This is a genomic window from Paenibacillus endoradicis (genome assembly GCF_024721975.1).
In genome coordinates this window covers 19827-35119 of the sequence record NZ_JANQBB010000011.1, presented here as the reverse complement: position 1 = coordinate 35119, position 15293 = coordinate 19827, and the positions used below count along the sequence as shown (strand labels likewise).

Genomic DNA, 15293 nt, shown 5'->3' with positions numbered 1-15293 from the left:
TGTCAATCGAATGACTTATGTATTTCGAGATTGAAGCTCTGATACTCATTAAGTCCATCTGCATATTTTTTTAGAATAGTTAAGCTTTCAGCATCCGAATAGAAATGCTGAGCATTGGATAGATCGACTCTCGGGCTTACATCGTAAATCTGTTTATGATTATTTCTATATGCTATTGGTGTACATCCAAATTGCTTGAAAAACATATTATTTAAGTAACGTGTATCTGAGAAACCACATTCTAAACAGATATCTATTAATTTCATATTGGTTTGTAAAATGAGTTGCTTTGCCCTATCTAGGCGAACTTGATTCAAATAATTTTGAAAAGTTGTATTTAAGTTGTCTTTGAAGAAATATGACAAGTACGTTAAAGATAATTTCTCACGCTCTGCAATCGTAGAAAGAAACAGTTTACTTGAATAATTCTCCTCAATATAACTTATGATTCTATTAACTCTATGAAGACGTTGGAGATTATTTGCACGTTCTTCATCGCTTATTGAAGCATGAGGGATTAATTGAAACAATGTATAAAACAAATGATTTATTAAGCTTAAACATTTGAACTCATAACCATAATCATGCTTAAAGTAAGCCGAGGATAAATGATTAATTAATGATATTAACATTCGATTATCTTCTTCTGAAAGAAAAGGAGTAAGATTTGATACGCTAAAATTAGTATTGGATATTGTAGGAAAGTAATTAACACAAAATTTATTGGAAATTTGTAGTGATAATATTAATGCACTATTATTTTGTGTCAATATTTCATGTGGTTGTATAGGATTGAATAAAATGATTGAATCTTTAGTTAAATTATAGCTTTCTTTTTTCGAATTAACCGTACATTCCCCTTCTAGTAATAAACATATTTCGAAATCATTATGCAGATGAGAGTTTCGAAACGATAAATTCACAATAAATGGATTGAAATGCTTCATTCTAGGATGATTAATGATTTCATATTCGTTATTCATCAATGTCCTCCAAGTTATTCATATGGAAATGTAAATATGAATTTCTTTATTTAGTATGTTACTACATAAAATTGGAATTCGATATAGAGGAGGATGAAATTTGTCGAGAATACCAGTCCCTTATCCTGTTATAGTTGGAGGTCATATTTGTCTCGATATTATTCCTACAATAAAAGGAGATGATTTTGAAATAGTACCAGGTAGGTTAATGGATATTGGCAAAGCTGTGCTGGCGACTGGGGGAGCTGTAGCTAATACCGGTTTAGCACTACATCGACTTGGAATACCTGTTCAATTAATGGGTAAAGTTGGAGATGACTTTATAGGAGAAACTATTATTTCTATATTCCAAAAAGTAGACAATTCATTGGCTGATGATATGATTATCACTCAAGGTGAATATACGTCCTATTCCATTGTAATCAGTCCACAGAATATGGATCGTATGTTCCTTCACTTTACAGGTGCTAATGATACTTTTCATTCAAACGATATAAAATTTGAAACGTTGCTGCAAGCTGGATTATTTCATTTTGGGTATCCCCCTCTTATGAGACAAATGTATGAAAATAATGGAGCAGAAATAATAAGTCTAATGTTCAAAGCAAAAGAAGCAGGTAACACAACATCATTAGATTTAGCTAAGCCTGATCCTGACTCATACTCTGGACAATTGGACTGGATTGAGATTTTAACTAAACTATTACCCTGTGTCGACTTATTTTTTCCAAGCCTTGAAGAAATTCTGTTTATGGTTCATCGAGAAAAATATGAAGAAATGCTACAAAAATTTGGTAGTGAACATATAATTGATCACGTCGATGCCCCGCTCCTATATGAACTCGCAAATATTCTTCTTACTATGGGATCTCCAATCGTTGTAATTAAACTAGGTGAATATGGATTATATATGAGGACAACCGCTAACAAAACCAGATTACTACAATCTGGGCGGTATGCCCATGAAAATATTGAATGTTGGTACAATCGCGAGTTATATATCCCCTGCTTTAAAGTAGACGTTGTTGGAACTACTGGTGCTGGTGACTGTACTATTGCAGGATTCATTGCTGGATTTGTTCAAAAATTAAATCCAGAACAAGTATTGATCAATGCTGTTGCGACTGGAGCATGTAATGTAGAGCAAGCAGATGCTACGAGTGGAATTATCCACTCCGATGAATTAAATTCACGGATTGCTGCAGGTTGGGAGCAGTCTCATATGCAACTTCATTTAACAGGATTTATTCCCCATTTTCAAAATGAAGTTATCGTTTATCGAGGGGCTAGAGATCATTTTTATTCATAAGGAGAGTGTGATTATGTATCGTAAACCACGTTTAAACCGTATGTTTAGCGAGCAAGGAAAATGTTTTGATGTTGCTATTGATCATGGATTTTTCAATGAAAATTCGTTTCTATCTGGAATTGAAGATATGAAAAAAACAATAGAAACAGTAGTGTCCACGAACCCAGATTGTGTTCAGCTAAGCTCTGGTCAAGCTCGTTTGCTTCAAGAAATGCCGGGAAAGAACAAACCAGGATTAGTATTACGTACTGATGTAGCTAACATCTATAGCACAAAATTACCTCAAGTGTTGTTCAGCGAGTTAATTCATCAAGCAGTTGAACAAGCTGTAAAGTGGGATGCAGTAGCTGTATGTGTGAATCTATTACTTCTTCCTAATCACCCTGAACTTCACCATCAATGTATTCGAAATGTTGCTCTCTTAAAAACTGAATGCGAGAAATATGGTATGACATTGATGGTTGAACCACTAGTGATGCTTCCTAACGATGTCAAAGGTGGTTATATGGTGGATGGCGATATTCAGAAGATAATGCCTCTTGTACGTCAAGCTGTAGAACTTGGAGCAGATGTTATTAAAGCAGATCCATGTGATGATGTAAAAGAATATCATCGTATTATTGAAGTAGCATCTGGAATACCAGTTCTTGTTCGTGGCGGTGGCAGAGCAAGTGATGAAGAAATCATTACTCGCACTGTAGAATTAATGAACCAAGGAGCATCCGGAATCGTCTATGGTCGTAACGTTATACAACATCCTCATCCAGCTGGAATGATCGCAGCGTTGATGGAAATTGTTCATCATAATGCAACGAAAGAAAAAGCACTCCATATTTTGAAAGGAGAAGTCATCCGATGAGTAAAAAGGTTATTCGCTTTGGAGTCATTGGTTGTGGATTGATGGGAAAAGAATTTACTAGCGTTACGGCAAGATGGTGTCATCTGACACAAGTTAATTTTGAGCCGCGTATTGTAGCAGTTTGTGATGCAAATCCAAATGCAACAAAGTGGTTTCTCGAAAATATTAATAGCGTAGAGCGTACTTATATCAATTATAAAGATTTACTTGAAGATTCCACTGTAGATGCCATTTATTGTGCAGTTCCACATCATCTACATGCTCAAATTTATATCGACATCATTCATTCTGGTAAACACTTACTAGGTGAAAAGCCGTTTGGGATTGATTTGGATGCAAATTATGAGATTCAAACCGCAATGGAAGCAAATCCTAATGTGCTTGTAAGATGTTCATCTGAGTTTCCATTTTTCCCAGGAGCACAACAAATTGTACAGTGGGTGAATGAGGGCCGCTTTGGGAAAATTATTGATGTGGAAGCAGGATTTTGGCATTCGAGTGATCTAGATCCAAACAAACCTATCAATTGGAAACGACAAATTCAATCAAATGGTGAATATGGTTGTATGGGTGATTTGGGTCTTCATGTGCTTCATCTCCCCCTGCGATTTGGTTGGAAGCCGAATAGTGTTCGATCATTACTTTCCAAAGTTGTAGATGAACGACCTGATGGTAAAGGAGGAATGTTGCCTTGTGAAACATGGGATAATGCCATCCTTGCCTGTGATGTAAATGCTAATGGTTCAAGTTTCCCAATGATATTATCTACGAAACGAATCGCACCTGGGCATATGAATACTTGGTTTCTCCAGATTAACGGAACGGAGTTTTCCGCAAAATTTTCAACCAAAAATCCTAAGCAAATATCCTCCCTCCCTTATACTTCAGGTCAACAGCAAGCTTGGCACGTTGTAGATGTGCCTTATAAGTCTGCATATGAGACTATAACTGGTACTATTTTTGAATTTGGATTCTCCGACTCCATTTTACAAATGTGGGCAGCATTCTGTGATGAAGTCGTTAACGGTAAAGCAATGATGCAGACGTTTCAATGCGCATTACCAGAAGAAGCAACAGATAGTCATCGTTTATTTACTGCAGCTTTAGATTCTCATCGTTCAGGTCAAACCATCTCTATTAACTGGCAATAATTAAAACGATGTTCATTGAGAGTGGATTAAGTAAGGTAAGTTTGCTTTATGGAGAATAAAGTATAGAAAAAGAAGCTTAACAAGGTACGCGATTTCTCGCGTACCCTATGTTCACCATAAAGACTCATTGATACAATGCAATATCTTTCAAAACCTCATCAGCACATTGAAACGATACGTTCACTCACAAATCACTATAGTTGCTTTGCATTTCAGGTTTATTTTCTAAAACGGTCTCTATAATGCTTGGGTGTTACTCCCTCATGCTTCTTAAATACTTTAATAAAATGTGCTTGATCGTAAAAAGTTAGTCGAGTACCGATGCTCGAAATTGTGTCGTTGGAATGATCTAGCAGCTTCTTCGCCTCATCAATGCGTTCCCGCTGAATATAGTTTATTAATGTTAAGCCAGTCTCTTTCTTGAATAACTGTGATAAGTAATGTGGATTAACTCCAGACACCTTTGCAAGCTGCTGTAAAGTTATTTCTTCAAAAAGATGTAGATATATATATTCTTTACTAGATTGGACGACTTTGGACACTCCGTTATTACGAATCTGACTGACACGATCGGCAAAATCAACTATAGCACTGACGACAGCAGCATCAATTAAAGCAAATTCATGCAATTCTTCAATATGCTTAATATGTAAGTCGCATAGGGTAGAAGCTAATTCATCATACATCCCACCTTCGGTGGCGGCACGGCTACTTAAAGCTATCCCACAAATAGCGAGATTTTTGACGCTTCTCAGCTGGCTTCGACTAGACTTTACCCCGATATCCCCTACACTATTTATATATTCGATAAGTTTTTTCATTAGCTCCGTTTTATTCCCGTTACGTATGTAGTCAAGCAATTGATTCGTCGTCGCAATTCCCTCTTGGAAGATCGAATATTCTCTCCAATCCGCGAGCTCAAGCTCCAACTTTTTTTTCTTTTTTGATACCCCATATTGCAAATTGAATTGAATCACATCTGTAATATCTAGTGCCTCCTGATTCACCATCCAATTCGTCGATACACAAATATGTAAACATCGCATTTGATCTACTGCTTGAAGGCTTCCCCAATAAGTCATCCATTTGACTCGTTCTTCACTCGCAATATTATGATCATTTAATAGCTCGGTGAATTGAGAGTCGTTTGCTTTTTTCCGTATAACTGGGCCAATCACAATAACGGCTTGGCATTTCCCATTTCGCTTCACTGGAACTACGGCAAACTGCTCCAAATAATTAGTTACATGAATAACTGGACCGTCCAATGCTGTTCCTTGATGGGCTACAGAACGAAAAATCTCTATTGGATCGTTTAAGAAAGGATGTTTAGGTACCCCTGCACTTAGATACAATTGCTCCTGCAAATCTTCCGTTGATTGACAAAAGACGGGTAGCTGCAGACTTTCATGTGTTAATTTACATAAATATGATAAGTCAGGATAATTGTTCGCTGTAATAATTATCAACACCTCGAATTTGTACAATTTTTCTACATAACATACCATAATACGAACTAGATGTATGCCATAATTTCACATGAAAGCGCTTTTAAACTATTACTCGGAGGGATATTTATGGCATCTAATGGGGTGGTTCAGCATTCTTCAGACGTTGACGGCGAACAACCAAAGATGAAACGCAGTGAAAAGTTAGGACTCGTACTAGGAAACGCTCCAAATACATTTCATTATCAGATTATTCAAATGTATTTACTATTCTTCTACACAGACTTCATGAAAATTAGCCCAGCAATTGTAGCCACCTTATTTCTTGTAGTTCGTATATTTGATGCGTTGCTTGCTCCATTGTTTGGCGCCATGGTGGATAGAATCAAGACACCGTGGGGGAAATACACTCCTTGGTTCGTTATATTGGGCGTTCCTTTTGCGATTAGTGGCTGGTTAACATTTACTGTACCTGACCTCAGTGATACCGGAAAGCTGATATACGCTGTCGTTACCTATACGATTTACAGCACATTCGCCTCCATTATTACGATACCGAGCAATGCAGTTATACCTACTGTTACTAAGAGAATAGACGAAAGAATAGCAATAGGTCAATTAAGCTTTCTATTTATTTTAATCGGTGCCTTGATCGTTCAAGTGGGCATTGTCCCTTTATATAAAGCTTTAGGTGAGGGTGATGATGCCAAAGGATTTTCGATTCTAATGCTGGTGGCTGCAGTTATCACTATCGTCATATCAATCTATCAATCCATTAAAATTAAAGAAAGATATGTTGTAACTGCACCTAAAGATCAGAAGTCCCCTTCGTTTATGAAGATGCTGTCCGCAACTTTCACGAATAAATATGCAGTCATTCTATATATTTATTTGTTTGCAAATGCTCTATCATCTGGTCTTCGCTCTGGTGTTCAAATTCATTTTTATAAGTATTTTTTCAATAATGAAAGCCTAATGTCGATTATGGGGATCGTCGTTCTAATTCCAACGTTAATAGGTGTGGCATTTAGTCAGCGGGTTATAAGACGTTTTGGTTTGAAAAACACAGTGCTAGCTGGAGTTATTGTCAATCTAGTCTTATGTCCTGTCATCTTGTTTATTCCAGCTAATAATACTGGCCTTATGATTCAAATCGCAGTATCGGTTTTAGGTAGTTTAATTGGTGGTTTTGGTAGCCCTGCACAAATGGCTTTAATGCCTGCTGCAATTGATTATACCGAGTGGAAGAGCGGGCTTAACTTAAATGCATTTATGAGCTCTTTCAATGGTTTTATCCAAACCTTCGCTACAGCTATATCTGGTGCTATAGCAGCAGGAGCGCTATCTGTTATCGGATATGTCCCGGGAATAGAACAAAGCAGTTCGACACTGTTTGGACTTAGAATTCTCGTTGGTGTATTGCCTGGTGTCATCGGAGCTCTTGCTATATGTATTGCATGGTTTGATCTTACAGAAGAAAAGCAACGTAAAATTTCCAGTGAGCTCATTGAACGAAGAAATCAAGCCAATGCCAAAGCTGGCCGCATTGAAATAACAGAAGAGAACATGATTGAAGAAAAAGACAATCTTGATCAAGAAAAAAAATGATGTGTACGTAGGAGGAATTTTTAATGTCAATTCATGAATCCAATAATGAAAATATTAATAATACAAAACAATCGCTATATAACGGGCAGGAAGACGCCCAGTTTCAAAGCCCATATGTGGACATCGATGAGTGGAGAGAAATACCTCTACGTCATCGCTATATTCATGGTGGATTTGAAGGTACTGAAACGAGATTTTCATTTTATTTCCCGTCTGAAGGATCATATTCTGGTCGCTTCTTCCAGCCTGTCAATCCTGTACAGGGTAGCGAAAATGCAGCTCAAAGTCACGTTGAGGGTGTCGATAACAAAATCGGTTTCGCGATTTCCAACGGCGCATATTTAGTAGAAACGAATATGGGAGGAATGTCATCTGATGCTACACTTGTGTATCGCGCAAGCGCTGCTGTAGCACAATATTCCCGAGTTAAAGCTGTAGAATTTTTCGGCGAGCACCGACCTTACGGCTATATTTACGGCGGTAGCGGCGGCGGCTTCAAAACAATCAGCTTCATTGAAAACACAACAGGCATTTGGGACGGAGCGGTACCATTTGTCATCGGAACACCTATGGCGATTCCAAACGTATTTACAGCTCGTGTTCATGCTATGCGACTTCTTAAAGATAAGTTCCCTACTATCATTGACGCAATCGAGCCAGGTGGCAGCGGCGATATATATGCTGGATTGAATGAAGAACAAAAACAAGCGCTCGAAGAAGTGACGAAATTGGGATTTCCCCCTAAAGCATGGTTTGCTTATCAAGAAATTGGCGATGGTGCACTAACCGTACTCACTCCTGCCGTTATGCAAATAGATCCTTCTTATTTTGATGATTTTTGGACCGTTGATGGTTATCTTGGACACGATCCAAATAGCTCTGCTGCACAAGCTAGACTACAACATAAAACAACGATAACCGAGATCGTCTTACCCGTGCAGCTGGCAGATACGGACTCCAGTAAAGCAATGAATATGGGAGTCGATGACGCTTGGAAGATGCTTGAGGAAGGTAAGGATTTCATTCCTACTTTCAAATTGGCCACAGTTCCAGAAGGCGAAATATATTTGGAGGGCGCATTTATTGAGATCGTTAGCGGCGAAGCTGCTGGAATAAAAATCCCACTAGGACAACTTAATGGAGATGTCGCGACACTTGGAGCTGCCTACGGATTTTTCACTTCTGTAGAAAACTTGAGAAAAGTAAAAACAGGAGATGAGATTATACTGGACAACTCAGACTATATCGCTCTGCAAACCTATCACAGACATCAAGTTCCAACTGCGGAATATTCCGTATGGGATCAGTTCCGGGATGAACACGGGGAACCTCTATATCCGCAACGTCCATTTCTAGTAGGTCCTGCTATCGCACGCGGAGGTGCTGGTTCGATTCAAAGTGGCCGTTTCGAAGGAAAAATGATCGTTGTTCAGACTCTTATGGACGAAAGTGCGTTCCCATGGCAAGCCGATTGGTATCGTACAAAGGTACTAGAACATGTAGGCGAGGATTTGGATAATCGATTTAGACTTTGGTATGTTGATCACTCTTTGCATGCAGATTCTAGCTCAAATAATCCATTAGACGGACTTCACATTGTTAACTATGTCCCTGTTCTCCATCAAGCTCTACTTGATCTGAGTGCTTGGGTTGAGCAAGAAATTGCTCCACCTGCAAGCACTAGCTACAATGTAATAGATGGTCAGGTTGAGGTACCTGCTCATGCCTCCGAACGCAAAGGAATTCAGCCCGTCATTGAATTGAAAGCCAATGGAGCAGATCGCGCCGAAGTTTCAAGCGGAGAAGAAGTTGTTTTTCGTGCAGAAATTGAAGTACCTGCAAAAACAGGTAAAATCGTTGCGGCACAATGGGATTTTGAAGGAGACGCGTGCTTTGCAATTGATGGAACAGTAATTCATATTAATATGGAGGGAACAAAAGCCGTTGTCGAGGCAAATTATGTATTCGCTACTCCTGGCACCTACTTCCCTGTATTGCGTGCAGCCTCACAGCGTGAGGGTAATAGCTCTGATATTTACACCCAAGTGTTAAACCTTGCGCGCGTACGGGTCGTTGTGCATTAATAAGACTAGCATGGGCAGCACAGCAAGCTGAAGTTTAATTCTTTTCGACAATACTAAAAGGCATGATTTCGGTACAATACCGAAATCATGCCAAACAAATCTCCTTTGATATAATACTTCTAACGCTATATCGTCACTTCTATCCAATATAACCTCTTATTGTTCTGAACCAAAATGGAAGTATTCCTCCGCATTGCGATAACAAATTCCTTCTATAACGGTCTGTAGTAGCTCCATATCTTCAGGCAGCTGACCAGACTCAACCCAATCACCCAACAAATTACATAACACACGGCGGAAGTATTCATGGCGAGGATAAGAAAGGAAACTTCGAGAATCCGTCAACATGCCTACAAATCGTCCGAGTACTCCCATGTTCGCTAGTGATTTAAGTTGAGCCTGCATACCATCGATCGTATCGTTAAACCACCAAGCTGAGCCTAGTTGAATTTTCCCTGGAATACCGCCACCTTGGAAACTGCCCATAATCGTTGCAAGCACTTCATTATCAGCTGCATTTAATGAATAGAGAATGGTCCGTGGCAATCCACTTCCCTTTTCAATTCCGTCTAGTAGCTTGACTAGTGGCTCTGCTAGAGGTCCATCATTGATCGAATCAAATCCAGTATCAGCACCGAGTTTATTAAACATAGCTGTATTATTATTGCGATGTGCTTTAATATGGAGTTGCATCGTCCAACCAAATTCTACATATAAACTTGCTAGATAAGTTAAGGTATAAGTTTTATATATGGCCTCTTCCTCTACTGTCACAACTTCACCACGTAGAGCTTTTGCATAAATTTCTGTTGCTTGCTCCATTGTTGCTTCTGCATACATCACTTTATCTAATGCATGATCAGATAATAAGCAATCCGCTACATGGAAAAATTGCACGCGATCTCTTAACGCCTTTAATAGTAAGCTATATTGGTTTACTTCAAACCCACACGACTCCTCTAAGCGCATTAACCATGGGTAAAATGTTGCTCGGTTTATTTCTAAAGCCTTATCTGGTCGAAAAGTCGGTCTTACTTGAAATCCAAGATTTTGTTCTTTTTTTAATTTAAGATGATATTGTAATGAATCTGCAGGATCATCTGTTGTACAGACAACTCGCACATTGGAGCTACGAATTAAGCCGCGAGGTGAAAAACCTTCTTGTTGTAGACGCTCATTCGCTTTTTCCCAGATGATCGGAGCATTGTTTTCATTAATCATTTCATCTATGCCAAAAAGTCGTCTAAGCTCTAAATGAGACCAATGATATAATGGATTTCCCACCAACATGGGAACTGTTTTTGCATAAGCGACAAAACGATCATAATCACTTACCCCTTCGCCACCAGTAACAAAATGTTCTTCAACCCCATTAGCTCTCATAGCTCTCCACTTGTAATGATCACCATACAACCATACTTCTGTAAGATTCGCGAATGTCTTATCTTCATAGATTGCTTGTGGATCAAGATGGCAATGGTAGTCGATTATCGGCATCGGCTTTGCGAATTGCTCGTATAACTTAACTGATGTATCGTTACTTAGCAAAAACTGATCATCCATAAATGCTTTCACTAATTAATCACCCCATGCAATATATTTATATTCCAATTAGCATACGTAATAGATCTCACTTAAAGAGCGCATTCACACTTCCGACTTTGATAACGCAGTGATGCTATAGGCTAATCTATCAATTCTACTCCTGATGGCAGCTCATATTCCGTACGAATCGTACCATCTTCTTCTTTTTCATGACGTACATGAATATTACCATATGGGGTTGGATAAATTCCTTCCACCCACTCTAAATCACCTAAATTGGCTACAATTTTCACTTTCCGGAAACCTGGCTCTGCTGGCGTTATTCCTAATACAAATTCGGATAGCCATGCCGTAGGACCAGAAGCCCAACCATGACATAAGCTATGTCGATAGCCTTTATAACAGTAACCACCGTAGGAACCATGTACATCAATTTTATTAGGGGGAGTTAGTTCATCGATTCTAGCCCCATTCTCAAGCCAACTTAAGTCAAAATCTTCCCAGAATGTGGTCGCACCAAGTGATAACATGCCACCCCAATACGCTCTAATACTATGTAGACTACCCTCTATATCTCCAGCAAGAGCGCGTGCACGTAGCATATAGTAACCATAGAAAGTTGAATAACCTTTCGGGGCATCTGGTGCGATAACATCTTCATTGGCGACAAGTGGATTGATTAAACCCGCTATTACTTGCAATGCTGCACCTTGCTTACTATAAGCATGATGCGGTATATGCTCTCTTAATCTAGTTTCCAACGATTCACATAATGCAGCTGTTTCGTCTTCATGAAACAATCTACATAATGACGCTCCAACTTGCATAGCAATTACGAACAAGGCATGCACACCAGCCGTAACGCCTTCAGTATTTGATGAAGCTGGCCAATCTAAAAATGGTCTGTATACATCAATCGTTCCATCATCAGCAACTTTAGTAATAAGCTCTCTTAATAAAGATGTTACATATTGTTGCTGTTCACATAGATAAGCCTTATTTCCGTGCTGCATATACCAATCATACTGAACGAGCAGCCACCATATGGAATAGGTGGGCATATCCATAAACATCGGGAGCGGTGAACGGTCTCTTTTAAAGTCTAAGCTAGACGGTACAATTTCATGCTCACCAAAGACAGCACTAATCGTTGCTACTTCCGGATGCATATCCCCTGTCCATACCATTCGATCTCGCTTTATCCCATCCCATAAATACTCTTGCATATTCAGATGAACGGTATAGGCACCTGTCTCCCATATCTGATTAAGTAAGGGGTCACTACATTGAAAGCTGCCTTTATAAGCGATATCACGATACACAAATATAGCCTGCACACTCTGTAATTCAAGTGAACCTTCATCTAGTAAATCTATTCTTACAAAACGAAAACCAGTTGTACCAAATTCAGTCGAACCTAGCAAACCTACATCAACAATACTATCTCGCGCCGTATGATCATTGGTAGCATTCGCAGTACCACCAATCTCACTCATCGCTTCCATTGCAGATTCGCCGAAACGAATTCGAATGCGAATGCTTCTAGAGGAAAAATGGTTACCTTCTACTACAGAAAGTCTTATCCCACCATGCAGCTCCATGCCAAAATCAAGTAAAATAGCTGGGGACTGACCTTTATTAGTTAAAATACATGCATTGGGTGCTTCTTTAGTGACTTGATTTTCGTTTGCAGAAAGCAGTCCTTCAACATTATTCACTTCTGATCTCTCTAAAGTTCCAGTAGTCCATACAATTCGGATAGGTTCTAGATACACTCTACTTCGCGGATCTACTGACATCTTTCGTTGCTTAAGGGATTTCATACTCATCAACTTTTCCCTCTCATCGTGCGTTCGACTTGTTATTCCGTAGGTTTCAGAAACATCGTTAAGCGCATTAGATTGAGATCACGAATACCTTGAACGACTAATTCGGCAATTTGCAAACTTCCTTGTTCTTGGAAATGAGTATTATCTTTAATACCATTGGAGGAATTTCTCCACTCTCCAGGTTCTCCCCATAGAAAAATCGATTTGGTCGCTTCCTCTCCAAGCTCCTCAAACAATTGTTTGCTTCGATCTGCCAAATCAATAAGCGCCACATTTTCTTCTTCCGCAAGCTTTCTCACTGCATCCAAATACGTTGTGTGCATATTAATGATATGTCCATCGTTGTCATAATATCGTCGATGCACTGAAGTAATTAAAACTGGTGTTGCTTTCTTAGATCGGGCTGCATCAATATATTTTTTTAAATGTTCTGGGTAGGTTGTATCTGGGTCAGTAAATCTTTCCTCATCAGATTTTTGATCGTTATGACCAAACTGAATAAACAAATAGTCGCCTTCTTTTATTTCTTCTAATATTCCTTCTAGCCTGCCTTCAGAAATAAAACTTTTAGAGCTACGACCACCGATCGCATGATTTGCGATGACTACATCATGTTTGAAATAATAATTCAGCATTTGCCCCCAACCAGAGAATGGGAAACCGTCTTCTGAAGGATCTGTAACAGTTGAGTCACCTGCTAAATATATCGTAATTTGCTGTGAAGTTTGTAACATCTCCACACTGTTCAAGCGTGGTGCAAGTCCACCAAAACTTAATTTTAACTGACCATTCCGTACGTTCACACCAAACTGTTCTCGTGCGATTTGTCCAGATACTGTCTCATAATTTTGCAAAACAAGATGTTCACCGTTTGTCTTTAATGAAGTATGAGTTGGTGCAAAAGCATCGCCTAATGTAATAGTAACGATATAATTGCCATTAGGTACATCAGCAACAAATGTTGAATCAAAAGGAATACAGAAATCACCAGTTAGTGACTCATTGGTCCGTTTTTTTGCCGATACTTTATTAATAGTAGTAAATCCGTAGGCAAGATTCTCTTCATATAATGTAGAATTAGTAACCTTATGATAGCCTTCCACAGTTACTCCTTCTGGTCCAAAGTCAAATTTATATGACATACATTCACCTCTAATTGATTTCTCTACTATCTTAAAACTTAATAAGCTGATCTACTTGTACAGGCATTCCTGTTCTGATTGAAATGTTACCTGCAACCCCAGTAAGAATTGACATTGCCCCATCAACATGAGACGCTGCACGATGATAAGGATCTTCCACTGGCACTCCGAATAAATCATTAAGAAGAATTGGATCACCACCACCATGACCGCCTACACCTTCTTCGATTATTGCATCATATGCTTCTCCAAACATAGGAATTACTTTAATACTCTTTGATTGAAGTGCACCTTCATCTTCTTTCTTCCCACCAGAATTCACATAAGATTTTTCCACAATTTTCATTTCAATACGACCTTTAGAGCCATTTATATTAACTTGGAATCCTTCCCATGGCATATAACAATTGAGCGAATACGTTAAGATTGCGTTGTTCTTGTAACGGACAAGTAGGCCTAATGTATCTTCGATCGAAATTCCGTCACCGAATACACTTTGATCACGATAGTAACCATCTTCATGCTCAGCATCTGCGTACAATCCTTTTAAGTCATCACTTTTCTCAAGATCAAGTGCAAATGGATCATTTTTCGCAACTTCGCTGCCGCGAGTACGATTATAAAACTCTGTCACTCCACGTTTTTCTGCATTTTCTTTGCCATAGAACATCAATGAACCTTGTGCGAATACCGTTTGAGGCTGAGTACCTAACCAGAAATTGACCAAATCAAAATGATGTGTCGATTTATGAACAAGCATTCCTCCACTATTACGTTTATCTCTATGCCAGCGACGGAAATAATCTGCACCATGCTCTGTATTAAGTAACCATTCAAAATGGACAGAGTGCACATCACCAATAGCACCATTTAATATTAATTCTCTAAGCTTTGTATTATGTGGTGCATAACGATAGTTAAACGCGACACGTACCTTTTTACCTGTACGATTCACTGTATCAATAATCTCTTGACATTTATCTTCATCGACCGTCATCGGTTTTTCCGTAATAACGTCACAACCAAGTTCCATTGCTCTAATTATATACGTATGATGAGTACGATCCATCGTCGTTACGATAATCGTATCAGGCTTTTCTTCTTGAATCATTTTTTCAAATTCATGTGCTTTATAAGTAGGGATCGCTTTATAACCATAACTTTCTGTAAGCAGCTTATTAGCATAGTCCATTCTAGTTTGATTCGTATCACAAAATGCTACGAGCTGGGATGTTTCGCCATAATCTCTAACCAAAGAACCATAAAAAAATTGTGCTCGACCACCAGTACCAATAAGTGCATATTTCTTTTTCATATGGAAACGCTCTCCTTTAA

The 15293-nt window shown here is 38.8% G+C and carries 11 protein-coding genes; 5 read left to right on the top strand and 6 right to left on the bottom strand.

The window, feature by feature from the left end; translation table 11 throughout:
• Positions 1-2 precede the first annotated feature (2 nt).
• Entirely contained in the window at positions 3-983 is a 981-nt protein-coding gene (locus NV377_RS25005; protein ID WP_258203557.1) for an AraC family transcriptional regulator, read from the bottom strand.
• Between the two features lie 100 nt (positions 984-1083).
• Between NV377_RS25005 and NV377_RS25000 the strand changes: the two genes are divergently transcribed.
• From NV377_RS25000 to NV377_RS24990, 3 genes are read left to right on the top strand one after another with little or no spacing between them, the layout of a single operon-like run.
• Positions 1084-2292, top strand: a complete 1209-nt coding sequence (locus NV377_RS25000; RefSeq protein WP_258203556.1) for a carbohydrate kinase family protein — start codon at positions 1084-1086, stop codon at positions 2290-2292.
• A 13-nt stretch (positions 2293-2305) separates the two neighbouring features.
• Positions 2306-3151, top strand: a complete 846-nt coding sequence (locus NV377_RS24995; RefSeq protein ID WP_258203555.1) for a class I fructose-bisphosphate aldolase — start codon at positions 2306-2308, stop codon at positions 3149-3151.
• Positions 3148-4302 carry a Gfo/Idh/MocA family protein gene (locus NV377_RS24990; RefSeq protein ID WP_258203554.1) on the top strand — a complete coding sequence of 385 codons (1155 nt, stop codon included), beginning with the start codon at positions 3148-3150 and terminating at the stop codon, positions 4300-4302. The genes NV377_RS24995 and NV377_RS24990 overlap by 4 nt, the downstream gene beginning before the upstream one ends.
• Positions 4303-4520: 218 nt before the next feature.
• On the opposite strand, the gene NV377_RS24985 is transcribed toward NV377_RS24990, so the two are convergent.
• Positions 4521-5771, bottom strand: a complete 1251-nt coding sequence (locus tag NV377_RS24985) for a helix-turn-helix domain-containing protein (protein ID WP_258203553.1) — start codon at positions 5769-5771, stop codon at positions 4521-4523.
• A gap of 108 nt (positions 5772-5879) precedes the next feature.
• Here NV377_RS24985 and NV377_RS24980 point away from each other — a divergent pair, with 108 nt between their 5' ends.
• On the top strand, positions 5880-7358 hold the full coding sequence (locus NV377_RS24980; RefSeq protein WP_258203552.1) for an MFS transporter: 1479 nt from the start codon (positions 5880-5882) through the stop codon (positions 7356-7358).
• Positions 7359-7381: 23 nt separating this feature from the next.
• Positions 7382-9442 carry a hypothetical protein gene (locus NV377_RS24975; RefSeq protein WP_258203551.1) on the top strand — a complete coding sequence of 687 codons (2061 nt, stop codon included), beginning with the start codon at positions 7382-7384 and terminating at the stop codon, positions 9440-9442.
• A gap of 156 nt (positions 9443-9598) precedes the next feature.
• Here the strand turns inward: NV377_RS24975 and uxaC are convergent, their stop codons facing one another.
• The 4 genes from uxaC to NV377_RS24955 all read right to left on the bottom strand — a co-directional run bounded on the left by uxaC (position 9599) and on the right by NV377_RS24955 (position 15273).
• Positions 9599-11017, bottom strand: coding sequence for a glucuronate isomerase (gene uxaC, locus NV377_RS24970; RefSeq protein ID WP_258203550.1), 1419 nt, complete (start codon positions 11015-11017; stop codon positions 9599-9601).
• A gap of 110 nt (positions 11018-11127) precedes the next feature.
• Complete coding sequence (locus NV377_RS24965) at positions 11128-12816, bottom strand: alpha-L-rhamnosidase-related protein (RefSeq protein ID WP_258203549.1); 1689 nt, start codon at positions 12814-12816, stop codon at positions 11128-11130.
• Positions 12817-12848: 32 nt separating this feature from the next.
• Positions 12849-13958 carry a rhamnogalacturonan acetylesterase gene (locus NV377_RS24960; RefSeq protein WP_258203548.1) on the bottom strand — a complete coding sequence of 370 codons (1110 nt, stop codon included), beginning with the start codon at positions 13956-13958 and terminating at the stop codon, positions 12849-12851.
• 31 nt (positions 13959-13989) lie between these two features.
• Positions 13990-15273: a Gfo/Idh/MocA family protein gene (locus NV377_RS24955; RefSeq protein WP_258203547.1), complete on the bottom strand. Its 1284-nt coding sequence runs from the start codon at positions 15271-15273 to the stop codon at positions 13990-13992.
• Between the last annotated feature and the right edge of the window lie 20 nt (positions 15274-15293).

Coding starts and splice junctions, on each gene's coding strand:
- NV377_RS25005 (WP_258203557.1), bottom strand. CDS start 983: ATGAATAACGAATATGAAATCATTAATCATCCTAGAATGAAGCATTTC.
- NV377_RS24995 (WP_258203555.1), top strand. CDS start 2,306: ATGTATCGTAAACCACGTTTAAACCGTATGTTTAGCGAGCAAGGAAAA.
- NV377_RS24990 (WP_258203554.1), top strand. CDS start 3,148: ATGAGTAAAAAGGTTATTCGCTTTGGAGTCATTGGTTGTGGATTGATG.
- NV377_RS24980 (WP_258203552.1), top strand. CDS start 5,880: ATGGCATCTAATGGGGTGGTTCAGCATTCTTCAGACGTTGACGGCGAA.
- NV377_RS24975 (WP_258203551.1), top strand. CDS start 7,382: ATGTCAATTCATGAATCCAATAATGAAAATATTAATAATACAAAACAA.
- NV377_RS24965 (WP_258203549.1), bottom strand. CDS start 12,816: ATGAGTATGAAATCCCTTAAGCAACGAAAGATGTCAGTAGATCCGCGA.
- NV377_RS24960 (WP_258203548.1), bottom strand. CDS start 13,958: ATGTCATATAAATTTGACTTTGGACCAGAAGGAGTAACTGTGGAAGGC.
- NV377_RS24955 (WP_258203547.1), bottom strand. CDS start 15,273: ATGAAAAAGAAATATGCACTTATTGGTACTGGTGGTCGAGCACAATTT.